This is a genomic window from Bacillus sp. ISL-34, assembly GCF_018613325.1.
Lineage (GTDB): Bacteria > Bacillota > Bacilli > Bacillales > DSM-1321 > Peribacillus.
On sequence record NZ_JAGGQJ010000013.1, the window covers coordinates 110,872 to 132,271 of the forward strand.

The 21,400-nt window shown below is 42.7% G+C and carries 23 protein-coding genes and 2 riboswitches; of the genes, 5 read left to right on the forward strand and 18 right to left on the reverse strand.

Annotated features, from left to right (window positions below; translation table 11 throughout):
• Nucleotides 1–4: 4 nt before the first annotated feature.
• Genes J7E52_RS12400 through J7E52_RS12445 form a run of 10 tightly spaced genes read right to left on the reverse strand, consistent with a single transcriptional unit; the run spans nt 5 to nt 9,301 of the window.
• Nucleotides 5–1,129, reverse strand: coding sequence for a cobalt-precorrin 5A hydrolase (locus tag J7E52_RS12400; protein WP_214746711.1), 1,125 nt, complete (start codon nt 1,127–1,129; stop codon nt 5–7).
• Complete coding sequence (gene cobM, locus J7E52_RS12405) at nt 1,126–1,902, reverse strand: precorrin-4 C(11)-methyltransferase (protein WP_214746713.1); 777 nt, start codon at nt 1,900–1,902, stop codon at nt 1,126–1,128. The genes J7E52_RS12400 and cobM overlap by 4 nt, the downstream gene beginning before the upstream one ends.
• Nucleotides 1,899–2,606 carry a precorrin-2 C(20)-methyltransferase gene (cobI, locus tag J7E52_RS12410; RefSeq protein WP_098371853.1) on the reverse strand — a complete coding sequence of 236 codons (708 nt, stop codon included), beginning with the start codon at nt 2,604–2,606 and terminating at the stop codon, nt 1,899–1,901. Before cobI ends, cobM begins: the two co-directional genes overlap by 4 nt.
• Nucleotides 2,599–3,813 (reverse strand): precorrin-6y C5,15-methyltransferase (decarboxylating) subunit CbiE, encoded by a 1,215-nt coding sequence (gene cbiE / locus J7E52_RS12415; RefSeq protein ID WP_214746874.1) that lies wholly within the window; start codon nt 3,811–3,813, stop codon nt 2,599–2,601. Before cbiE ends, cobI begins: the two co-directional genes overlap by 8 nt.
• Nucleotides 3,797–4,909 (reverse strand): cobalt-precorrin-5B (C(1))-methyltransferase, encoded by a 1,113-nt coding sequence (locus J7E52_RS12420; protein ID WP_214746715.1) that lies wholly within the window; start codon nt 4,907–4,909, stop codon nt 3,797–3,799. The genes cbiE and J7E52_RS12420 overlap by 17 nt, the downstream gene beginning before the upstream one ends.
• Before the next feature lie 5 nt (nt 4,910–4,914).
• Nucleotides 4,915–5,562, reverse strand: a complete 648-nt coding sequence (locus tag J7E52_RS12425) for a precorrin-8X methylmutase (protein ID WP_034312499.1) — start codon at nt 5,560–5,562, stop codon at nt 4,915–4,917.
• 12 nt (nt 5,563–5,574) lie between these two features.
• Nucleotides 5,575–6,345: a precorrin-6A reductase gene (gene cobK / locus J7E52_RS12430; RefSeq protein ID WP_214746717.1), complete on the reverse strand. Its 771-nt coding sequence runs from the start codon at nt 6,343–6,345 to the stop codon at nt 5,575–5,577.
• The gene (locus tag J7E52_RS12435; protein ID WP_214746719.1) at nt 6,342–7,262 is read right to left on the reverse strand and encodes a sirohydrochlorin chelatase; all 921 of its coding nucleotides are present in this window, start codon (nt 7,260–7,262) and stop codon (nt 6,342–6,344) included. The genes cobK and J7E52_RS12435 overlap by 4 nt, the downstream gene beginning before the upstream one ends.
• 18 nt (nt 7,263–7,280) lie before the next feature.
• The gene (gene cobJ, locus J7E52_RS12440; protein WP_214746721.1) at nt 7,281–8,918 is read right to left on the reverse strand and encodes a precorrin-3B C(17)-methyltransferase; all 1,638 of its coding nucleotides are present in this window, start codon (nt 8,916–8,918) and stop codon (nt 7,281–7,283) included.
• A gap of 14 nt (nt 8,919–8,932) precedes the next feature.
• The gene (locus J7E52_RS12445) at nt 8,933–9,301 is read right to left on the reverse strand and encodes a (2Fe-2S) ferredoxin domain-containing protein (RefSeq protein ID WP_214746724.1); all 369 of its coding nucleotides are present in this window, start codon (nt 9,299–9,301) and stop codon (nt 8,933–8,935) included.
• A 150-nt stretch (nt 9,302–9,451) separates the two neighbouring features.
• Nucleotides 9,452–9,641: riboswitch (cobalamin riboswitch) on the reverse strand.
• Between the two features lie 205 nt (nt 9,642–9,846).
• Nucleotides 9,847–10,042: riboswitch (cobalamin riboswitch) on the forward strand.
• Between J7E52_RS12445 and J7E52_RS12450 the strand changes: the two genes are divergently transcribed.
• The 5 genes from J7E52_RS12450 to J7E52_RS12470 all read left to right on the forward strand — a co-directional run bounded on the left by J7E52_RS12450 (nt 10,026) and on the right by J7E52_RS12470 (nt 12,900).
• Nucleotides 10,026–10,196, forward strand: coding sequence for a hypothetical protein (locus tag J7E52_RS12450; protein ID WP_214746727.1), 171 nt, complete (start codon nt 10,026–10,028; stop codon nt 10,194–10,196). It overlaps the preceding riboswitch by 17 nt.
• Nucleotides 10,197–10,216: 20 nt before the next feature.
• Entirely contained in the window at nt 10,217–10,960 is a 744-nt protein-coding gene (locus J7E52_RS12455) for an energy-coupling factor ABC transporter permease (RefSeq protein WP_214746730.1), read from the forward strand.
• A gap of 1 nt (nt 10,961) precedes the next feature.
• Nucleotides 10,962–11,273, forward strand: coding sequence for an energy-coupling factor ABC transporter substrate-binding protein (locus J7E52_RS12460; RefSeq protein WP_137018444.1), 312 nt, complete (start codon nt 10,962–10,964; stop codon nt 11,271–11,273).
• Nucleotides 11,260–12,036 carry a cobalt ECF transporter T component CbiQ gene (cbiQ, locus tag J7E52_RS12465; RefSeq protein ID WP_214746733.1) on the forward strand — a complete coding sequence of 259 codons (777 nt, stop codon included), beginning with the start codon at nt 11,260–11,262 and terminating at the stop codon, nt 12,034–12,036. Before J7E52_RS12460 ends, cbiQ begins: the two co-directional genes overlap by 14 nt.
• Before the next feature lie 18 nt (nt 12,037–12,054).
• Entirely contained in the window at nt 12,055–12,900 is an 846-nt protein-coding gene (locus tag J7E52_RS12470) for an energy-coupling factor ABC transporter ATP-binding protein (protein WP_214746736.1), read from the forward strand.
• Nucleotides 12,901–13,007: 107 nt separating this feature from the next.
• Here the strand turns inward: J7E52_RS12470 and J7E52_RS12475 are convergent, their stop codons facing one another.
• The 8 genes from J7E52_RS12475 to J7E52_RS12510 all read right to left on the reverse strand — a co-directional run bounded on the left by J7E52_RS12475 (nt 13,008) and on the right by J7E52_RS12510 (nt 21,137).
• Nucleotides 13,008–13,226, reverse strand: a complete 219-nt coding sequence (locus tag J7E52_RS12475; RefSeq protein ID WP_137018441.1) for a YozQ family protein — start codon at nt 13,224–13,226, stop codon at nt 13,008–13,010.
• Nucleotides 13,227–13,406: 180 nt separating this feature from the next.
• Nucleotides 13,407–14,834, reverse strand: a complete 1,428-nt coding sequence (locus J7E52_RS12480) for an alanine/glycine:cation symporter family protein (protein WP_214746738.1) — start codon at nt 14,832–14,834, stop codon at nt 13,407–13,409.
• Nucleotides 14,835–15,298: 464 nt separating this feature from the next.
• Complete coding sequence (locus tag J7E52_RS12485; protein ID WP_214746741.1) at nt 15,299–16,063, reverse strand: SDR family oxidoreductase; 765 nt, start codon at nt 16,061–16,063, stop codon at nt 15,299–15,301.
• Nucleotides 16,060–17,091, reverse strand: coding sequence for an ABC transporter substrate-binding protein (locus J7E52_RS12490; RefSeq protein ID WP_214746744.1), 1,032 nt, complete (start codon nt 17,089–17,091; stop codon nt 16,060–16,062). The genes J7E52_RS12485 and J7E52_RS12490 overlap by 4 nt, the downstream gene beginning before the upstream one ends.
• Nucleotides 17,088–17,846, reverse strand: a complete 759-nt coding sequence (locus tag J7E52_RS12495; RefSeq protein ID WP_214746746.1) for an ABC transporter permease — start codon at nt 17,844–17,846, stop codon at nt 17,088–17,090. Before J7E52_RS12495 ends, J7E52_RS12490 begins: the two co-directional genes overlap by 4 nt.
• Entirely contained in the window at nt 17,843–18,589 is a 747-nt protein-coding gene (locus J7E52_RS12500; protein WP_214746749.1) for an ABC transporter ATP-binding protein, read from the reverse strand. The genes J7E52_RS12495 and J7E52_RS12500 overlap by 4 nt, the downstream gene beginning before the upstream one ends.
• 11 nt (nt 18,590–18,600) lie before the next feature.
• Entirely contained in the window at nt 18,601–20,052 is a 1,452-nt protein-coding gene (locus J7E52_RS12505) for an acyl-CoA reductase (protein ID WP_214746752.1), read from the reverse strand.
• The gene (locus J7E52_RS12510; protein WP_214746755.1) at nt 20,049–21,137 is read right to left on the reverse strand and encodes a LuxE/PaaK family acyltransferase; all 1,089 of its coding nucleotides are present in this window, start codon (nt 21,135–21,137) and stop codon (nt 20,049–20,051) included. Before J7E52_RS12510 ends, J7E52_RS12505 begins: the two co-directional genes overlap by 4 nt.
• Nucleotides 21,138–21,400 lie beyond the last annotated feature (263 nt).

Genomic DNA, 21,400 nt, shown 5'->3' on the forward strand with positions numbered 1-21,400 from the left:
CTCCTTAAAAAGGAATGATCCCAACTGATATGGTTACGTTCCCCGATTTTTTCTTAACCAGCTCCAATTGTTCAGCTTTAGTATAAATCCTCACAGCCGGTTCACTCACACCATAAGCACCCGTGTATTTAAATACTGTATCTGATGGCGCTTCGATTTTGGCTTGATTAAGCTCTTCCGGTTCATAATGCACGAATTGCCAGCCATATTTTTCAACAACTTCAATCAAACCGACTTCGTCTTTCTTTAAGGAAATTGTACAGATCGCTTTAACGCTTTTTAAGGAAAATGATAAATCGGCTAGTGTTTCTGCAATCACCTGTTCAATTTCAGCAGCCGCCGTTCCCCTATTGCACCCGATACCGAGAGCAATGACCTTCGGACGATATAAGATCCCATTTTCCAGGATCCTCTTTTCCGACTGGTTAAGCATGCGGTGAGTCACGACCAGAGCTGCTTGCGGCTTTGCTTGAAGTGCTTCTTCAATGGATGGGTATACGATAATTCGTTCAGGTAATGCCGTTTCATAAGGCCACCAGTTCCGTTCACCTGACTCCTGTACAACGGCAACATGCTCTTCATTTACAACGGACGCACTTACTGGCGTCAATTTTTCTGCAGAATCCCAAATCCAGCCGAAGCGCTGGCCGAATAAGTCGACAGGAATCGTTTTTTGTACATCCGAAGCCGTGGTGATTATAGCTCTTGCATCAAGGGCTGCAGCAACTTCCTTAGTCAGTTCATTTGCCCCTCCCAGATGCCCTGAAAGTACACTGATAACATTTTCCCCTTTATCATCAATGACCACGACACCTGGATCCGTTTTCTTATCCTTCAAAATTGGTGCAATCATCCTCACTACTGCCCCGAGTGAAATAATTAATATGATTCCTTTATATTCCTTGAATAAAGCTGGCAATAGCATCCGGACACTGCCCGAAAAAAGCTGGATCTGTTTATGCTCTTCGTCCCCTTTTTCAAACTTGCTCATGTAATATAGATCGGAATTCGAAAAAACGGTATGTAATTTTCGTGCCAGCTCGACACCATGCTTTGTAATCGCTACGATCGCATAAGTATGGGACCGTTTAATGGGAGCAAGTTCCGCTTCTTTCAATTCAATGATCATGGTTTAACACCTTTTCTGAAACCGTGGGTAAAACTCGCATCATATAGTTTGGAACGGTATTCATCTTTATCATGGATGGTAGGGTCTAACGCCCATCCAGCCAAAATCATCGCATGCTTGCGGATACCATTTTGACGCATATCGTCATCTAAGTTCACTAACGTGGTACGGACGATTTTTTGGTCCGGCCATGTTGCCCGTTGTATGACTGCGACCGGTGTATCATCCTTCCAACCGGCTTCCTGGAGTTCTTTAACGATTTTTTTAGTCAAGGTCGCACTCAAGAAAAGGGCAATCGTACAATGATGACTTGCCAAATCACGTAACTTCTCAAACTCCGGAACAGGCGTACGTCCTTCAGCCCTCGTTAATATGAGTGTCTGGGTTAAATCAGGGATGGTCAGCTCTGCTCCTATTGCCGCTGCCGAGGCGAATACCGAACTTACGCCAGGGATCACCTCATAACCAATACCCTCTTTCTTCAATAGGACAATTTGTTCCATGATTGCGCCGTACATGGCAGGATCTCCTGTATGGATTCTGGCAACCATCTTTCCTTCTTTAACGCGATCAACCATAATGCCAACTATTTCTTCCAAATGCATTCCAGCCGTTTTCAGCACCTCGGCATCTGGTTTTGACTTAGCAATCAATTCTTCATTCACTAATGAATCCGTATATAAAATCACATCAGCCGTTTGGAGAATGTTCAATCCTTTTACAGTAATCAAATCCGGGTCACCCGGGCCGGCACCTACAATATATATCTTCATTTTCTCACCACCATCAATGTTAAGTACTCTAGTTCAAGTCCTTCCAATTCACTTACTTTCCAAATCACTTCTTCATCGGAAGTGACTTTGGTTACGACCGAGGCCTTTTCGAGCAAGTCCAAATCTTTTAAAACGGTAATCATTAAATCGATGACCTTTGCCACCTTGATGAACACCACGGCATCATGATCTTCGATCGCCTTCTTCATTGCTTCATAATCATCCCTAGCAGGAACTATCGCAACATGATCATCACCATCAGCCAAAGCGATGCCCAGCCTTGACGCTGATCCATTAAACGAAGAAATGCCCGGGACTGTCTTGATTTCGACTTCGGGATGCAACTCCTGCATCAATTTCATCATATGTATGAACGTACTATATAAAAGCGGATCGCCTTCCGTAACGAAAGCAACATCTTTTCCTTCATTTAATTTTTGCCAAACTTTTTCAACCGTTCCGTTCCATTCCCGATCCAAAATCGCTTGATCTTTCGTCATCGGAAAAACAAGGCCAAGCATATCCTTCTCTTCAGGACGAATGTAAACTTCAACTATGCGATGGGCGTAGCTTTTACTCCCTTTTCTTTTTTTGGGATACGCAATGACCGGAGATTCCTGAATCACGCGAAATGCCTTTACTGTAATAAGCTCTGGATCGCCCGGGCCCACGCCAAGGCCATATAATGTACCAAGATTACTCATTCATGTCTTCCTTTCGTTGTGCAGTAATGATATAAACCGGATTAAGCGGAACAAATCTGTTCATTCCCAATATTGGCTTACTTCTGGAGATTTGCGCATGCATGATGGAAGTGTGAAAACCAGCTTCCGCAAATGCCTCATTAGCCCGGTAAAGATTTTCAATCGTTGCAGCATTCAGAACGATCCTGCCGCCTTCTTTAAGACGTTTGCAGCATGTATTGATTAGCTCTGACATTTCTCCGCCAGTCCCGCCAATGAAGATCGCATCAGGATCAGGAAAATTTTCCAATCCCTGCGGGGCTTTACCATGAATAGCCGTAATATCGGTACGGAATTTACGTTGGTTTTGATTACAGTTCTCTAAATCAGGCTCATTTTTTTCAATCGCGAAAATTTGACCTTCGGATGCAAGCTTGGCCGCTTCAATTGCCATTGAGCCCGTACACGTCCCAACATCCCAAACGATGCTGTTTTTCGTGAGCTTCAACGCATGCAGGCTTAATACCCGAATTTCCTTTTTGGTTATGAGTCCTTTATCCGGCTTCCGCTGCGAAAATTCTTCATCTTCTATCCCCAAGGACCAGCTTGGACCTTCCGATTTTCTTTTCAAAATGACGACATTCAACGGGGAGAATTCCCGCTCCATCATTTCATCAAGTTCATACCAGCCAAAGTCTTCGGTTTCTCCTTGAAGATTTTCAGCCACAAATGCCCGGTATTCAGTCATTCCAAATGAAAGGAGATATTTAGCCAGTTGATTGGGACTATTTTCGCTGTCTGTAAGCAAGGCAACTTTCGCTTTCCCATCAATCCTTTGGGCCAGCCCTTTCATACTGCGGCCATGAATACTTACTAGGAAGGCATCTTGCCAGCTTTCCCCCATTTTTGCAAAAGCAAGCTGAATTGAACTGAAATACGGGTAAACCTCCATGTTGATTTTGCTGGAAAGGTAGCCTCCCATTCCATAAAACATTGGGTCACCGGAAGCTAAAACAACTGTTGGACGAATTTCATCCTGCAGTTGTTCCACCACCTTTTTCAAACCGCCCTTTATGACAATCTTCTTGCCAGAATAGTTCGGAAAGAAGGATAGGACCCGTTCACCTCCGACCAGCACTTCACTTTCTTCTATCCATTGGGCATATTGGGGCAGTAAGCTTTCCTGACCGTTATCCCCTATCCCGATTAATTTAATCGATTGACTCAATTCCAACAGCCCTTCCCAATAATTGTCCTTTCAACGAATAAATCGCCGTTTCCATTTCAATGCCGCCCTTCACTTGCTTTATGGCAGAGTGACAGCAGGATTCACATAGTTTATTAAAAAAATCAAAATTATTAATAGCTGACATCATGTCCCCGACTTGTGACGCAGTGTTTGCATTCTTGATTTCAAGAACAAGATCATCATCAGCTCCGACGCTTTGGGCTATTTCGGATAGAAAACCGAAGTCGACCGGGGCACTTTTTGAATGCACCATCATCACACCTTGGGCCACTTTGGAAAATTTACCCATCATGCCGACCAGTGATACCTTTTTAATTCCCTGCCTCTTACATTGCTTAAGTGAGAAGCCTACAAAGTCACCCATTTCTATAAAGGCTTCCTCAGGTAAATCCTGGAGAAGGCCCATCGCATACTTTTCACTGCGCCCGCCAGTCGTTAAGACAAGATGCTCGCACCCGCTCGCTTTGGCGACACTGATAGCCTGGACGATACTTGCCATATAGGCGGAACTGGAAAAAGGGACGACAGTGCCCCTTGTTCCCAAAATGGAAATGCCTCCTACAATCCCCAAACGGCCATTTAATGTTTTTTTCGCTATTTCTTCACCTGCGGGCACGGAGATGACGACTTTCACTCCTCTATTGATCTTAAATTCTTCCAATGTTTGCTGCACAGTGGTTAAAATCATTTTGCGCGGTACAGGATTAATCGCCGCTTCTCCTACAGGAACGGGAAGCCCGGGTTTGGTCACACGACCAACTCCGGTCCCTCCATCCAGGATAATCCCAGGTGCATCCGACCAGCTGACAGTAGAGATAATATGTGCCAGATGGGTGGCATCGGGATCATCTCCGGCATCTTTGATCGTTTCAGCACTAACCGCATTTTCCGATATATCATATTTCTCAATAGTGAAAGTGGCATCCCGGCCGATTGGCAAGGAAATCGTTGCCTCCTCAAGTGCATCCCCCGTGATCAATGCGGTCAATGCCGCTTTGGTCACGGCAGTCGAACATGCCCCCGTCGTATACCCATGACGCATTTGTGAGGGGTCTTTTTTTACTTTCTTTTCCATGTTTTTTAACTATCAGCTAAAAGGGAAATCGCGTTCAATGCTGCAACAGTGACAGTACTTCCACCTTTTCGGCCAATATTCGTAATGAATGGAACTTCTGTGATCTTAGCGAGTTCCTCTTTCGATTCCGCTGCAGAAACAAACCCAACAGGCATTCCAATGATTAAGTCCGGTTTTGCAATCCCTTCTTTAATAAGGCGAATGAGCTCAAGTAAAGCTGTAGGTGCATTGCCAATGGCATAAATGCCCCCTTCATTTTCCTTTACGGCTTTTTGCATCGAAATGATCGCCCTTGTCGTATTCAAACGTTTTGCCTCGACCATCACATCTGGATCTGAGATATAGCAATGAACGTCCCCGCCATGTTTTTGAAATCTTTTTTTGCCTGTTCCGCTCTCTATCATTTGCACATCCGCAATGACATGTCTGCCTTTGCGAATGGCTTCCACACCAGCTTGAATGGCATTTGGATGGATGATGACACTTCTTCCCAATTCAAAATCCGCTGAAGCATGAATGACCCGGCGGACGATCTTCCATTCATCTTCAGAAAAATCATGATTGCCCATTTCTTCTGCTATGATCGAAAAGCTATAATCATATATTTTGTCAGGGTCTACCGTTAGTGGTTTAAAATCCGTTTTAAAATCCATCTTGCATTCCTCCTATTTTTCATTTAACTGATTATTCAACTCGGCAATGACATGATCAAAACTAGAATGAACATTTTGATAGTCAACATCCGGTCGCGATATCATGATCGTCTCTATTCCACATTCCAACGCGGCTTCCAATTTCTCATCAACCGCACCGACCTTGCCACTTTCTTTCGTTATCATCAATGTGACGCCATACTGTTCATATAAAGCTTTATTCAATTCTTTGGAAAAAGGCCCTTGAATCGCAACGATATTTTTTTGTTCAATGCCCAGCTGTGCACATTTTTCCATATTGTCCATGCGCGGCAGCATTCTCGCTATGACTCTGGTATTCTCGAGCCCTACCAATTCTTTTGCGAACACCGCTAAGGTTTTACTTCCGGTCGTGAGCATGATGACTCCCCGTTTTGAAGCGGCAAGCTTGGCAGCTTCCTCATAATCACGGACAACTATCAATTTATCATTCTGAAACCGTTGACTTTCACGCTCATAACGAATATAAGGAACATTTGCAGCCTTTGCACCGTTAAGGGCGTTCTTGGATGCTTCTTCGGCAAATGGGTGACTTGCATCAACTACAGCCTGAAAACCTTTTTCGGAGATTAAAGATGTCATATCCTCTGCAGTTAATCGGCCAATCATGGTGGATATCCCTGCATCTTGCAAACTCTTAGCCGCCGATTCGGTTACAACAGTTGCCAAAACCTTGAATCCCACCTGCTGCATCTCAATCGCTAATTCCCTTGCATCACTCGTACCAGCCAAGAACAAAATCATTTTGACGTCCCCACCACTTGCCCATCATGATCGTGATGGTGGTCATGGTCGTGATGATGATCGTGATCATGGTCGTGATCGTGATCGTGATGGTGATGATGGTGGGCATGTCCATGTTCTTCGACATGTTTACGATAGTTTTCCAAATCAAGTGCCCCGCTTGATCTGCCTTCACTAGCTTCTATTACTCGTTCTTGCAGAATGTTCTGTAATGTTGGATGATACCCAAAATACTTCGCCAAAATGAATTCTCGATCATGATATAGCTCTTGATAGCCTTTCAGCATACCTTCCATTCTTTCCATCAAAACCCCTGTGAAGAGGAAATATGGCAGCATCACTATTTTTTTTGCCCCTAACCGGATGCATCGCTCAATACCTTCATCAACGTGCGGGTCCGTTACACCCATGAAGGCCGTTTCGACCCATTTAACGTTTAATTTTTCCCATAATAATCGTGAAATTTTATATATATCACTATTTGCATCAGCATCACTGCCACCTCGGCCAATTAGCAATATTGCTGTCTCAGCCTGTTCAGAGGTTGTATCGAATCCCGCTTCCTCAAGACGGTCTGTCAGGATCGTCAATACATCATGGTGTACCCCGATCGTTTGACCATATGTGAATTTCACTTCTGGATACTTGTTTTTCCCATCCTCTATTTCAGCTGGGATATGTAATTTCGAATGTCCCGCATGCAATAAAATGATCGGTATGACAATAACTTCAGTAGCCCCTCGTTTTACACAATTATCAATGCCTTTGGATATATTCGGTGCCGCAAATTCCAAGAAACACGTTTCCACCAGGAAGCGATCATCCAATGCCGGAATCATATTTTCAATAAAATGAAGGACTTCTTCATTTCCCGAAGCCAACCGGCTTCCGTGTCCTACGAACAAAACTGCTTTCATTTACTTTCCCCCTCTTGATTAGTCTTCACAAGGCGCAGGCTCTATGTTTATTTTGGGAGCGATGTCCTGATAAGAAAAATTCTGTATCTTTTTCGAACGTTTGAAATATTTAAAAAGCCGCTCATTTGGATGGGCATTTTGCTTATACTCTCCGACAATGTCCGTGATCAGTTCAACAAGCTGTTCCGGTTCAATGCCTTCCGCAACCGGCTGACCTGGATGGGCTGTTCTTCCAACCGGTTTAGCGCCAAGAAATAAGTCGAACTTCCCTTTTCGGAAGACAATCCCGATATCATCCATCACAGCACTATAACAAGCCATCCCACACCCATTAAAACCAATGTTCAGTTCCTTGGGCATTTTCATTCCGCCAAGCACCCGGTGTATTTCATCCGCATAAGGAATGGATTCCGCTTTTTCACCATCACAGAAATCACAGGCTTTTAATGTCAGTACATCTCCAATCGGCGATAATAGAAAGTTTGCTGATTGCAATTTCCCCGTAATGACTTCCGGATCCGTTGTCGGAATCTTTAATACGATTTTATGATTTGGCGTGTATTCCATCGTTCCTTTTTCCCCGACAACTTCCGCAAGTGTCATCATTTGTTTGGGAGTGAATTGTTTATTCGCCACACCTGGACTAACGGCAAGTTCGAATACCGACTCCATTTTTTGATGAACCATCGGCTTAATGGATTGCTGAACGGTTTGACCCTTGACTCTTGACAGGGCCTCCATTGCCATTTCAAAGGAAGCTGGCTTCTTTTCTGGTGCCTTTGTAAGTAATCCAACTCCTCCAGCAGACTCGGTTAAGGCTTCTTGATCCAATGCCCAAGGTTCCGCTTCTTTTTGCAGACGCTGATGCGGCTTCAATGGTTGCTTTTCCGAATTCAAAGTATATTTTCTCTGATAGCCTCTTGGTGTGATGATTTTGTCGTCATATAAGAAAGTGGATGAATTACCGATAATGACGGTGGTCAACATCCCAATATCGTGATTCAACATATCCTTCAAATTGGTTATGACAATATCCTGCCTATCGCGGTAAGCACTTTTCACCAACCCGACAGGTGTATCTGGCGAACGGTAGCGAAGGAGAATTTTCTGTGTTTCAACAATTTGCCTGGTCCGCCTGCCGCTGCGCGGGTTATACAGTGCAATGACAAAGTCTGCCATTGCAGCTGCTTCCACCCTTTTAGCGATCAGTTCCCAAGGAGTTAAATGATCACTGAGGCTGATCGTACACGAATCGTGCATGACTGGTGCCCCAAGCAAAGACGCACATGAGTTGATTGCAGAAATGCCAGGAATGACTTCAATGGCCACTCCAGTTTCTTCTTTCCAGCCTTTTTCAATCAATACTTCATAAACCAACCCTGCCATCCCGTAAACTCCGGCATCTCCACTGGAAATCACCGCAACTTTCTTTCCCAGCTCCGCTTGTTTCACTGCTTCCTGAGCACGTGACACCTCTTCAGTCATCCCCGTACTAATGATCGTTTGATCTGTAAGCAGTCCCTGAATGAGCTCAACATACGTTTTATAACCAATGATGTAGTCACTTTCTTGAAGGGCTTCGACAGCACGTTTGGTAATGTGTTCAAAATTCCCTGGCCCAAAGCCCACGACGAATAATTTACCGTTTGTACTCATTAAGACATCTCCTTTTACGCTTTGTTCTTTGAAATACCTGTATGAGCAGGAAAATCTGGATTAGGGGTCATTTCCCCATCATTGAATTGGTAGATCATCTGTGGAACCAACTCCCCATCATTGATATGGCTGACAATCTTCCGACCGAAATCAGGCGTTTCCACTCGATACCAGTTTCCTTGGGGATAGGCAATCACAACGCAGGCATCCTTACATCTTCCGTTACATCGTGTCCTGGTTGTATGGATTTTCAAATCCAGTCCTTTGGAAGTAATTTCATCGCGAATCGCTTGGGTTACTTCTTCCCCGCCCTTTTTCATGCAGCTGCTCCCATTACAAATCAACAGATGTGTATTTGTACCCATTAAGTTCCAAGTAGTCATATTCTTCCTCCTGCGTTCAGGGAAAAGGCAAAATAAAAAACCTTAACTTAAGAGTCAAGGTTTAAAAAACTATATGAATGAGGAGCCAAAGGCAAGCATGCCAAATCCTCCCAAAATCGTCATAGTCCTTCTACCTTTCCCTCCGAAAAGTATCATGCAATTTTAAAAGCAGGTTTCCTGGCTTACGCTTCATTTTACTTTGTCCCTTCCCGGCATCATGCCAGTGGCTATCGACAATTTCATCAGCGTTTACAGTAGCGGGGGCTGCATCGGATTTTCACCGATTTCCCTATTATCCCTTGCTTATTCACACAAGAGCACTTTTAAAATGAAATATTTGGTTTTTATTATACATTTCTAACTAACTTTATCTATCATATAACAACTTTATCAAAATTCAATAGTTTATTCCGACTGTTTAGAAAAGTTTAATAGTGTAAAACCAGTTACAATCCTTTCATCTCAACAAACTTCGTCCAGAAAAAAAAAAAGAGAGTGTAGCTGGAATTATTTCTTTATGGTACACTATACGAGAATTTTCACAATAATTACATAAGTTTCATGGTGTTGAATTTCTCGGAATTCAGCTTAAAAGGGAAGCCGGTGAAAATCCGGAGCGGTCCCGCCACTGTAAAGGGAAGTCCTATTACTTTAACTTTAATCCACTGTCAAATGAGATGGGAAGGATGTAATGGGATGATGAACCAAAGCCAGGAGACCTGCCATGAAGCGTGAAACTGTTTCAGCCTACGAGGATGGGTGTGCGGATCAGGCAGAATGGCCCATGGTTGGTTCATGCTGCAAAATTCCTGTTCATTACGCACTTCTTTCTTTGAGAGAAGTGCTTTTTATGTTGGGCGCCGCTTTTCTTCTAAAGATTGATCAGAAAAATTAAAAGTGTTGAAAGGAGAAAGAATGAAAAGAACCAATTGGAAAATTATTTATTTTGTCATTTTACTGCTTTTTGTCCCAAAACGGACAATGGCCATGCATATCATGGAGGGCTTTTTACCCATTGAATGGGCTATATTCTGGTGGGCCGTGACACTTCCATTTTTAATCTTGGGTTACCGGTCCATTAGGTCCAAAGTAAGGGAAAACCCAGAAACAAAAATGATACTTGGTCTATCGGGCGCATTTGTATTTATATTATCGGCCCTAAAGATACCTTCCGTTACGGGAAGTTCTTCACACCCTACCGGAGTTGGTTTGGGCTCCATATTATTCGGACCATTGGCCATGAGTGTCGTTGGCAGCATCGTTCTGTTATTTCAAGCTGTTTTACTCGCTCACGGAGGATTGACGACATTAGGGGCCAACGCATTTTCCATGGCCGTTTGCGGACCGTTCATTGCTTACTTTGTCTACAAAGGCGCAATTAAATTGGGTTGGTCTTTTTCACTTGCCGTTTTCTTGGCAGCTGCTTTTGGAGATTTAGGAACCTATGTGGTCACTTCCGTTCAACTTGCTCTTGCTTTTCCATCCGAGATAGGAGGATTCATGGCCTCTTTCAGTAAATTTGCAGGGATTTTTGCCCTGACCCAAATTCCCTTGGCAATCAGTGAGGGGTTATTGACAGTCGTCGTGATGAATTTCTTGAAAAAATACAATCTAGGCGAATTGAAATTGCTTCGAGTTTTATCTAAGGAGGCCCGTTAACATGAAAAAAAGTTTACTGCTGCTTTTCCTGGTCGTCATTCTTGCAACCATTCCGTTAATCACCCAACAAGGAACGGAATTTGGCGGTGCCGACGGCGAAGCTGAAGAAGCCATCACTAAAATCCATCCTGAATACAAGCCATGGTTCAACAGTATTTGGGAGCCGCCAGGTGCAGAAACCGAAAGCTTATTATTTGCGCTTCAAGCTGCAATCGGAGCTGGTTTCATTGGATACTTCATTGGCGTAATGAGACAAAGGAATAAGCAAACCAAACAAGAATTGGCCGAAAAATCAAAGCATGTTACTCATTGATAAATATGCCTATTTCAATGGGCTAAAGGATGTACATCCGTTGGAAAAGATGGTTTTTGCACTTTCCCTTTTGCTGTTTTCGTTAACGGTAAGGGATATGACCGTCTCGCTCATCACTTTCACGGTGATGAGCGCTTTAATCATTTTTGCGGCAAAAATCCCGCTTTTCTATTATCTAAAATTACTTCTATTGCCAGGTTTCTTTATACTATCGGGAACAATTACCATTCTTTTTTCTTTCACAAGTAAATTTACTTTGCTATCGAATATATGGTGGTCCTGGAAGGTCGGAAACTGGCAAATATTCATCAGCGATGACAGCATCGGTACAGTGGCCAATTTGATCACTGTCGTATTCGGCAGTATCAGCTGTTTATATTTCCTGACCTTGACTACACCCATTACCGTCATCCTATCCGTGCTGCGAAAACTTAAAGTGCCTTCCTTATTGATCGATTTAATAGAATTGACCTATCGCTTCATCTTTATATTTTTAGATACAGCTTTGGCCATTCACCAATCACAAGCTTCACGACTGGGATATGGTTCGTTAAGGAAAGGCATGCGATCTCTCGGATTACTGATCTCATCATTATTTTTAGGAGTATTGCAGCGCTCTGGGCAATTGACGATGGCCATGAACGCAAGAGGCTATCAGGAGAACCTTTCCTATATCGAGGATACTTACACCTACTCCTCACGCAATTGGCTGATCGCGATTGTAATATTAGGAAGCTTAATCTTTATTAATGGATATTTGTAAATTGGAGGCAACCCAACAATGGACGAGCATATTTTTCATATAGAAGGTCTCACCCATCAATTCGCAGATGGAACGTTCGCTTTAAACGATCTTTCGCTAACGATTCAACATGGTAAAAAGATTGCATTATTAGGCAATAATGGTGCCGGCAAATCGACTTTATTCCTCCATTTAAATGGTCTTTTACAACCTACAGCAGGAACAATCAGATTTAAGGACAAGAAAATGAAATATGACCGTAAATCATTATTATCAATACGAAAGCAAGTCGGGATCGTTTTTCAAGATCCCGACTCGCAGCTCTTTTCCGCCAATGTACAACAGGATATATCGTTTGGACCGATGAATTTAGGATGGGATAGTATTAAAGTCCAGAAGAAAGTAAATTGGGCAATGGCTCAAACGGAAGTAACGGAACTGAAAGACAGACCTACCCATTTTTTGAGCCTTGGGCAAAAAAAACGTGTCGCCATTGCGGGGATACTCGCCATGGAACCAGATGTCTGGCTCTTGGACGAGCCTACCGCTGGATTGGATCCTTATTTCTCAAGACAGATAATGGCTCTGCTGGACAGTATCCACCACCCTGACAAAACGATTATCCTATCAACTCATGATGTTAATTTAGCCTATCAATGGGCTGATGAAGTCATTGTCATGAACGATGGTAAGGTCATATACCAAGGGGACCCTGTATCCGTTTTCCATGATGAAGACGTTTTGCTGCTGGCACATCTGGAGAAACCGTGGGTTTTTGAAATGTTTCAAGCCCTTCTTCAATCAAGGAATCCTGCAGAAAGGGATCTTTTCCCAAGAACGAAGGAGGAATTGCTTCAAAAGTTGGAGACAGAAAGGATTTATTAATTAAGTATCCCCTAGCTCTTGTTTCATCTTTCAAGAAGCTAGGGGATCACACCGATATATCTATAAAATAGCAGGCGATAATTCTTGTCTCTAAAAAACGAATTTTATTACCTTTCTTCTTTAGATCTTTCTTTTGCAATCTCAATATCTCTTCCGTTTACATCATCAATGACTGCCTTTATCTCGCCTTCCGCATAAGTATCCGAAACTTGTTCGTGGGTTCTGGCCAGTCCAGAAGATAAAGGGTCTTCCCGTTTATAATCACTGACATCATATATTCTTCCGGCGACTTCTGAAGATTCATTTTTTGATTGCTTGCTATCCATTTTTTTCACTCCTAGTTTTCAAATTGTCCAAACATCGTTTTACAGCAGTATTAAAGACAAAGGTATTTTGTGTAAAAAGCGAAGCAATATTCAATAATGATAAAAAAAGGAGGGAAAATGCAAAAAAAGCTTACAAGTAAAATCCCCTTTCAAGGACTTACTTGTAAGCTTAATGAGAGCTTAGCCCTCCTTCTTCACATCCACATTATCGGATGGGTCACCCCAACATTCCACATTCTTCAAACCTTTAATATTGTTCACATGGAAGACTGGATTTTTTCCACTTTTCTTTTGCTTTTGATAATCCGCCAGTGCAGCAAAAGCGATCTTCCCAAGTAATGCTATGGCAATCAGGTTGATAATGGCCATAAGGGCCATCAACAAGTCAGCCAGTCCCCAAACAAATTCCAATGAGGCAAGCGAACCGAATACAACCATCCCTACGACTGCGATACGATAGATATTTAACCAAACCTTATTTTCATTGATGAAGCCAATGTTCGACTCTCCATAATAATAGTTGCCCACAATGGAACTAAAGGCGAATAACAGTACAATGATGGCAAGGAAAATACCAGCCCATGATCCCAATGCCGTTCCAAGGGCATTTTGGGTAAGGACGATTCCATCCGTTTCCTTCGATGTATAAAGACCTGAAAACAAAATGATGAAGGCAGTCGAACTGCAAATGATGAGCGTATCGACAAAAACACCTAGAGACTGTATGAGCCCTTGTTTGACAGGATGACTGACATCAGCCGTCGCACCAGCATTAGGTGCACTACCCATACCTGCTTCATTTGAAAACAGGCCGCGCTTGATTCCTTGCATCATGGCTGCTCCCAATACTCCGCCAGCCACTTCTCTAATCCCATCGAATGCACTTTCAAAAATCAAAGCAATGACACTCGGTAACTCGGTAATATTCATGATGATGATAATCAACGCCACTATCACATAGGCTCCTGCCATGATCGGGACGATTACTTCAGATACCTTTGCAATCATTTTGATCCCGCCAAAAATGATGACAGCCGTGACGATAGCCAGGATGACAGCCGTAACCCACTTTTCAATCCCAAACGATTCGTTGAATGCGCTTGTAATCGTATTGGCTTGTACTGAGTTGAAAGCTAGTCCAAATGTAAGCGAAATCAACACTGCGAAAGTGATGCCCATCCAACGGGCATTCAATGCTTTTTCCATATAATACGCAGGACCGCCGCGGAATGCATCCCCATCCTTGACCTTATAAATTTGAGCAAGTGTACTTTCAATGAATGCGGAAGCAGCTCCAATCAGTGCTATTAACCACATCCAGAAAACGGCTCCAGGACCGCCCATCGTGATCGCGATGGCAACACCTGCAAGGTTACCCGTTCCTACCCGGGAAGCCGTGCTTATGCAAAATGCCTGAAAGGATGTTACACCTTTTTTATCCGCTGTGGCCCCTTCGCCCAATAGCCGGAACATTTCCCCTACCATTCTGAATTGGACAAACTTCGTGCGGACGGAAAAATAAAGACCCAATCCAATCAACATGATGATCAATACGGAAGACCATAACACATCATTTGTCTCACTAATAAAATTTTCTAACATCTCCATTAAACCAAACCCCTCTACTAAATCTAATTATTATTATAAAAACATATACAACTATAATTCATTTCCCGATTCATTAGGGAGATAAACTAAACAAATGAAGCCCATAAAAAAAGGAAATTCCAGAATGAATCTCCAATACAATAATATTATTATATCCTAACACACAATTTTTTTCATTCATGAATTGGTAGAATCAATCGAAAAATATAATATTTCAGTATTATTACCTATAGATAATAATCTTTCTTCCTCACATCATTTAACGTTCGTTCCCAACGGGAGATATTCCCTATTTTTATCCACATCATTATAAAAAAGTACTAAAGGGGTACTGTTAAAATTGAAAAACAAAAAAGATTTTGCTATGCCTAACGTAAAATCAATAGGCAGAGACTCATAAAAAAGGAGCATTTCTGCTCCCCCTACATAAAACTGTGTCCAAGTATTGATTTATTGACGTGTTGTTACATCACAAGCCCGCCATCTACAAATAAAGTTTGCCCTGTCATAAACTGACTCCAATCTGATGCCAGGAACAACACGGGTCCTGCTACATCTTCTGGTGCTGCAATTCTGCGGAGTGGAGTTTGGGATATGATGAGGTCCTTCAACTCTTCTTTTGTATCCTTGCTTGTATCCGTTGGATAGACAAGCCCCGGAGCCACACAATTGACCCTGATCCCAAAAGCTCCGAGCTCTGCAGCTAAATTACGGCTGTACCCCATAAGTCCACTTTTTGCTGTCGTGTATTCATGGTAAGGTACAATCGGTCTTTGAACTAAATTGCTGATCATATTGATGATGCTGCCATTGCTCTGTTTTTTCATAATGGGTAAGACTGCCTGACACATATAATGTGTCGAGCGTAAAGCCCCATCAATTTGCTCCTGATAATCTTCCCATTTTAGCTCCCATGACATTTTTCGGTTGTCAGCATCAAAAATGTAAGACTTGAAGGCATTATTCACGAGAACATCAATTTTACCCGCTTCCATAACTTGTTCGATCATCTGTTTGACGGACGATTCAGAAGTGACATCTCCCTGTATAGCCCATCCTTCACCGCCCAGTTTAGTACAATCCACGGCAACCTGTTCAGCGGCCTCGTGATTTTGCAGGTAGTTGATGATAACCAGTGCCCCTTCTCTAGCAAAGGCACGGGCTATACTAGCTCCTATTCCTCGGCTAGCTCCCGTCACCAGTACTACTTTCCCCTGAAATTTTTTCATTTTTTCTCCTCCGTTTTGTTAGGAAGAAGATCGTCACGTACTGCCTCTTTCATATCGATGCTATTTTCAATTAGTCCTAGTTGTTGGTACGTATCTGCCCCTTTTTGTAAAACCGATGTATCAAGTTCCCCTAGCCCCTTACTATCAGTTCCCTCAGAGGAAACACTCGAAATATTTCTCAAATTAATAATTTTCAAGTTTTGTTGTTCATCTTTTCCATCAATGGCATATTCAGATGCTAGTTTAGCGGCTTCCTCTGGATTTTTGATCATCCACTGTGCACTGCTACTATAAGCCTCCAAAAATTCTTTCAGAACGTCTTTCTTTTCATCATACGTCTTTTCTGTGACAACAAATACATCGCTAGGCACATTCAAATAATCTTTTACTTCCATGACATTTACTTCATCCAATCCTTTTTGTTTAGCGACTGCTAATCCAGTATCCGTTGCAGCTGTAGCATCCACCTTTCCCTGCATCAAAGGAGCAAAATTCAACAATCCCGTCTCCACGATTTTTACATCGTTTTCCGAAAGTCCAGCCTGATGCAGAAGAACCAATAAATTTTGACGCGTCCCGCTTGTTAAACTATATACACCAATTGTTTTCCCTTTAAGATCCTGTGGCTTATTTATTTTTTTGTCTTTAAGCGATACAATGTTAAACACATTTTGTGGATAGATATTATAAATCACCTTCAGCTTTTCCCCTTTGTCTAATGCAAAGAAAAGAGAGCCGGGATCTGTAAACGCAATGTCAGCTTGTCCAGAAACAATATTTTTAATGGCATCCCCGCCACCTTCTCCTGGAATAACCGAAACGTCCAATCCTTTATCCTTGAAAAAGTGTTTTTTCTCATCCACCAATAAATTCGTTTGCTCAGTTATCGGCTTACTCCAATTCGCTACTCTGACCGGCTGTATTTTCTCTGAGCCTGATTCCTTGGTTGTCTCTTCCTTCGCTCCACAAGCGCTTGTAATTATTGCTATCAATAATAATAAACCCATTAGCATAATTTTTGATTTCATTTTTTCTCCGTCTCCTTTATAAATCGTTTGACCCATTTCTTTTCCATTAGTTGCACTGCCTGATATAGAACCATTCCCATGGCCGTTAACAATATCAAGGTCGCGAACATCAATGGTGTATCCATCATTCCCTGTGAAGCGATGATCACCGCTCCTAATCCGTCACTTCCGCCGATAAACTCTCCAACAACCGCTCCTACAATTGCCAAAACGACCGCTACGCGAAGCCCTGCTATAATCCCAGGCATCCCGGCAGGTATCTTTAAATGGATCAAGGTTTGCCAGCGTGATGCACCAAGCATTTTGAACAGTTCCTGCTTCTGCTTATCCGTATACTTTATGGCCATCACCGTATTCTCCAATAAAGGAAAAAAACAGATCAGTGCCGTAATCACCACTTTAGAGGTCATTCCAAATCCAAACCAAAGGATAAAAAGAGGGGCTAAAGCAAGTTTCGGAACGGCTTGACTGGCAATAATGTAAGGAAATAAGAGCTTCCGTAAAAAAGGCACCTCGCCCAAAATAATGCCTGCCACAAATCCGAATAACCCTCCAAAAAACAGTCCCAGCAACACCTCTGATGTGGTTCGGATAATATGCGGGGTAAAGTATCCGCCCATTATGCCTTCAAAAAGAGTATGGAAAATCACAATAGGTGTCGGCAGGACAAGCTCCGACATGGACCTTGCTGCTAGATCCCATAAAAACAGCAAAAGTAGTAAAAGGATTACGGAGTATATAGGAAATCGTCTCATAACCGTGCTCCCCCCATAACCTGGCGGATTTTGAGGCAAAGTTCATTAAAATACGAGCTGTACCTCATTTCCACCGTTCGCGGCTTTGCAAGATCGACAGCTGTATCATAGACAATGCTTCCTTGATCCATTACCGCTATCTTGTCTGAGAGATAAACAGCTTCTGAAATATCATGTGTTATAAAAAGGACTGTCGTATTTTGCTGTTTGCATATCTTTAAAAGGTCGTCCTGTAATTCTTCTCTTGTAATCGCGTCCAATGCAGCAAATGGTTCGTCTAAGAACATCATGGACGGCTGTTCAACAAGTGCCCTTGCAATGGCTACACGACTCTGCTGACCTCCTGATAATTGTGCCGGGAAACTCTGAAGATAGTCTGCTAACCCAACAGTCTCCAATAACTTCATCGCATACTCTATATCCTTTACCTTCACTTTCCCCCTAAGGGAAACGGGCAACAGAACGTTGTCCATTACAGTTTTCCACTCTAATAGGGTTGGGGATTGAAAGACAAATCCGGCTTCAGGTGACGGCTTGATTACGATGTTCCCATTCAAGGAAATAATTCCAGTATCCACCTGCAGTAAGCCTGCTGCCAGCTTTAATAACGTCGTTTTCCCGCACCCACTCTTCCCCAGCAAACAATGAAACTCCCCTTCTTCTATTTCCCAGCTTACACGATTGATAACGGACCCTCTGCCCTGATAGCTGTATGTCACATCATTAACTGTCAAAAAACCCATTCCACTACCTCCTAATCAACATAAGGGGCAAATCTTTCACTGTACTCTACAGCAGAGGACTCTATATCTACCATGTTGATCAAATCTAGTAAATTAAAGCGGCCATCATGATGCCATCCAGCTTCGGGAGACGTCATACTGCCCAAAGCGGTTAACCTCGTTACACCAAGCCCCCCTAATAACTCGGCCCAGTGAAAAAGTTCCCTTGGGCTTGCAGCTATACCAACGGTTTGGAGGAAAGAACGGTGAGGCTCAATGGAAGGAATCAGGTCCTCTATTTTTTCAAAGGCAATCACTTTTATCACTCGATTCAAACTACTTGGGGTGAAGGAAATACCCTTTTCTTCGTATACGACGGTCCAATCATGTACTACATTTCCCAATACCTCTTTTTGGGAATCATAAAAAACACTCATCTCTTCTCTTTGACGCCACGATGCCAGTGCTGCAGACTCTTCCATTGAAAGGGTCCGCCGAGGATATCTTTTTTCCATGTTTTCGAGTTCATGTGCCAGATATCTCGCAAATTCTTTTGGCGAAACATTGCCGCCATGTTGGACATAAAAAATATGGGGAGAGTAGCAGCCTTGCTGATCATAACGGATGACATCAAGTGCCGCTTGACGTGCCGTTTCAAAAGCTTTTTGTGAATCCAGGCTAAAACGAGAGATCAACCCAAAACTGATTTTATGCCCATAAGCCAAAAATCGGGTGGTTATTGGCGTTCGGCTTTGAAGAGACTGAAGCGAAGCGTTGCCGCCGTACCCTACTACAACGTCACTTTGTTCCAATATGCATGTTTCCCGCTCTTCATCGCCCCCTTTCCACCAAACAATAGCAAAGCAATCCGCTAATTTAGGTTCAATTTCCACTAACAAACGGGCAAACAAGCCCGCAAACAAAGGCTCCGCACTTGAGACCTTCCCAATGTTTCCTGACTTGGTAAGCAAGGCGGAGATGAAGCTCCACAAAGGAAGACCAGGGACATTCCCCGACCAAATATGGGTGATTAGATTTGGCCCGACTGCCTTAGAGAACCCGCCTTTGATTCGAGGTTGAAAGTCATCAAGCAACAAGGGATTTCCAAAATCTTCAACAACAAAGCGTTGGAGTTCATGTTTGCGGAATTTTTTCAAATAGATAGTAAGACCAAGACGAATTATTTCCTCATCGTACCCTGTAATAATCGGCAGGAGCTGTTCAGCCTTTTGACGGTACGGTGAACGACGATCCAGTAATCTCTCAATCGCTTTGTCAATAATGTCCATGATTTCCACCGTCGTAAATGCCTTTAATGTCTCAACACTCGCCCTTTTAACTTTTTCTATAACCTTATTCATCTGTTCTATCGTAAGAAGGGGAATCTCCACTTCCACTTCTTCATTCTTTCTCTTAAATACTAAAATCCTTTTTGTGAAATCTTTATCCCCTATATCCGGTATATATCCTGCAATCTCGCTCATTCCGAAAAGCCCTTTGCAGCTTTTAAAAACTCATCCACCGCTATGGAACAACCCTTTGCCTCTGTTCCCTGCACTCTTCCTAATAAAAGAAAACCACCATCCACCTCGACCCCTAAATCTTCTGTTAGGATGGTAGTGACCGAATTAAAATTAGCTAAATCACAATGAACAAGTACTCCCCGCTCGCCCTTTTGGACCTCTTCCCCACTTAAAGGATTAATCACTCTAGTCCTTATCCAATGCGGTCCCGATTTTACAGGAGGAACAGTCTCGTTACCGTCATCATAAAATTGCGTGCTTAGCTCTGTCATCCCATACATATTGATGCATTCAGACCGGTCTACACCTAAGTGAGTGGAAAGCATATGATAGAATTCATCCAAACCCAATTCCTTTGATTGATTTTTATATCCTCCCGTGTCAAGGATTTTACTTCCCTTTGGTAAACTTAAGGTCTTTCCCATTCGTTCTAATTCTTCGATCATATGTACGAAACTAAAACTCGCGCCTAAAAGGGCATAAGGCTCCCCAGTTTTTTCCGCATGCTCAAGGTCCTCCAGCAAGCGGTCCATATCGATTCCACTTTCCTTTAATAGATAGTGGCTATCCTTCGTACCGAATTCACGCATTCCAAGACCCAAGTAGCGAGCTAATGAAGAGTTAGGCATTTCTATTTCGGTTGGAAAAAGAATCCCCATGCGGATTTTCTCCGTTTCCTTCATAAATCTCTTTCTGAAATTTAAAAGCATGGACTTATCAAACACTTCCAAAGTGGGATGATAATGTTTGCCCTTAATTCCTTTTGTAGTTCCGCTCGTCATGAAAACCGCTTCTGTTTCAGAGGGATCTATGGAGCTTAGCGTGACCTCTTTAAAAGCATTAATCGGAACGGCCGGAATATCCCTCCATGTCTTGACTACCCTTGGTGTCTTTCCTTTTTGAAAACAAAAGGTTCGATAGGGAAGATTATGATGGTATTGATAAGAAAATAATTGTAAGGCCTGTTCATTGAATGCCTCGTCTGATGTAACTTCATTCTGCATATAGCGAACAATATTATTGGTTATGACTTGCTGTTGATTCATCTCGAATCCATCCTTTCATAGAAAATAAAAAAAGCACTTTGCGTAAGCAAAGTGCATAGTGGTACTCTAGTCACAATCCCTACGCTGGCATTACCCAACAGGTTCAAACGGTCTACAACAGTTAGTCATACTCTCAGCCTGATTCCACAGACTCCCGTAACATTAAATTTTATTCAAGTCTATTCCTTCTGCCTAAAAAATGCAACTCCATTTTAAACTACCGTTAAATACACTAAATCATAAATCCATATTTCATTAAAGGA

Bases quoted from the DNA above. Each gene is read 5' to 3' on its own strand.
- cobJ (WP_214746721.1), bottom strand. From the start codon at position 8,918: ATGAGTACAAACGGTAAATTATTCGTCGTGGGCTTTGGGCCAGGGAAT.
- J7E52_RS12505 (WP_214746752.1), bottom strand. From the start codon at position 20,052: ATGAGCGAGATTGCAGGATATATACCGGATATAGGGGATAAAGATTTC.
- J7E52_RS12420 (WP_214746715.1), bottom strand. From the start codon at position 4,909: ATGGAAAAGAAAGTAAAAAAAGACCCCTCACAAATGCGTCATGGGTAT.
- cbiQ (WP_214746733.1), top strand. From the start codon at position 11,260: ATGTTACTCATTGATAAATATGCCTATTTCAATGGGCTAAAGGATGTA.
- J7E52_RS12450 (WP_214746727.1), top strand. From the start codon at position 10,026: ATGAAGCGTGAAACTGTTTCAGCCTACGAGGATGGGTGTGCGGATCAG.
- J7E52_RS12500 (WP_214746749.1), bottom strand. From the start codon at position 18,589: ATGGGTTTTTTGACAGTTAATGATGTGACATACAGCTATCAGGGCAGA.
- J7E52_RS12435 (WP_214746719.1), bottom strand. From the start codon at position 7,262: ATGAAAGCAGTTTTGTTCGTAGGACACGGAAGCCGGTTGGCTTCGGGA.
- J7E52_RS12455 (WP_214746730.1), top strand. From the start codon at position 10,217: ATGAAAAGAACCAATTGGAAAATTATTTATTTTGTCATTTTACTGCTT.
- J7E52_RS12470 (WP_214746736.1), top strand. From the start codon at position 12,055: ATGGACGAGCATATTTTTCATATAGAAGGTCTCACCCATCAATTCGCA.
- J7E52_RS12490 (WP_214746744.1), bottom strand. From the start codon at position 17,091: ATGAAATCAAAAATTATGCTAATGGGTTTATTATTATTGATAGCAATA.
- J7E52_RS12400 (WP_214746711.1), bottom strand. From the start codon at position 1,129: ATGATCATTGAATTGAAAGAAGCGGAACTTGCTCCCATTAAACGGTCC.
- J7E52_RS12425 (WP_034312499.1), bottom strand. From the start codon at position 5,562: ATGGATTTTAAAACGGATTTTAAACCACTAACGGTAGACCCTGACAAA.
- cobI (WP_098371853.1), bottom strand. From the start codon at position 2,606: ATGAGTAATCTTGGTACATTATATGGCCTTGGCGTGGGCCCGGGCGAT.
- cobM (WP_214746713.1), bottom strand. From the start codon at position 1,902: ATGAAGATATATATTGTAGGTGCCGGCCCGGGTGACCCGGATTTGATT.
- J7E52_RS12495 (WP_214746746.1), bottom strand. From the start codon at position 17,846: ATGAGACGATTTCCTATATACTCCGTAATCCTTTTACTACTTTTGCTG.
- J7E52_RS12480 (WP_214746738.1), bottom strand. From the start codon at position 14,834: ATGGAGATGTTAGAAAATTTTATTAGTGAGACAAATGATGTGTTATGG.
- J7E52_RS12510 (WP_214746755.1), bottom strand. From the start codon at position 21,137: ATGAATCAACAGCAAGTCATAACCAATAATATTGTTCGCTATATGCAG.
- J7E52_RS12445 (WP_214746724.1), bottom strand. From the start codon at position 9,301: ATGACTACTTGGAACTTAATGGGTACAAATACACATCTGTTGATTTGT.
- cobK (WP_214746717.1), bottom strand. From the start codon at position 6,345: ATGATTTTGTTCTTGGCTGGTACGAGTGATGCAAGGGAATTAGCGATT.
- J7E52_RS12475 (WP_137018441.1), bottom strand. From the start codon at position 13,226: ATGGATAGCAAGCAATCAAAAAATGAATCTTCAGAAGTCGCCGGAAGA.
- J7E52_RS12460 (WP_137018444.1), top strand. From the start codon at position 10,962: ATGAAAAAAAGTTTACTGCTGCTTTTCCTGGTCGTCATTCTTGCAACC.
- J7E52_RS12485 (WP_214746741.1), bottom strand. From the start codon at position 16,063: ATGAAAAAATTTCAGGGGAAAGTAGTACTGGTGACGGGAGCTAGCCGA.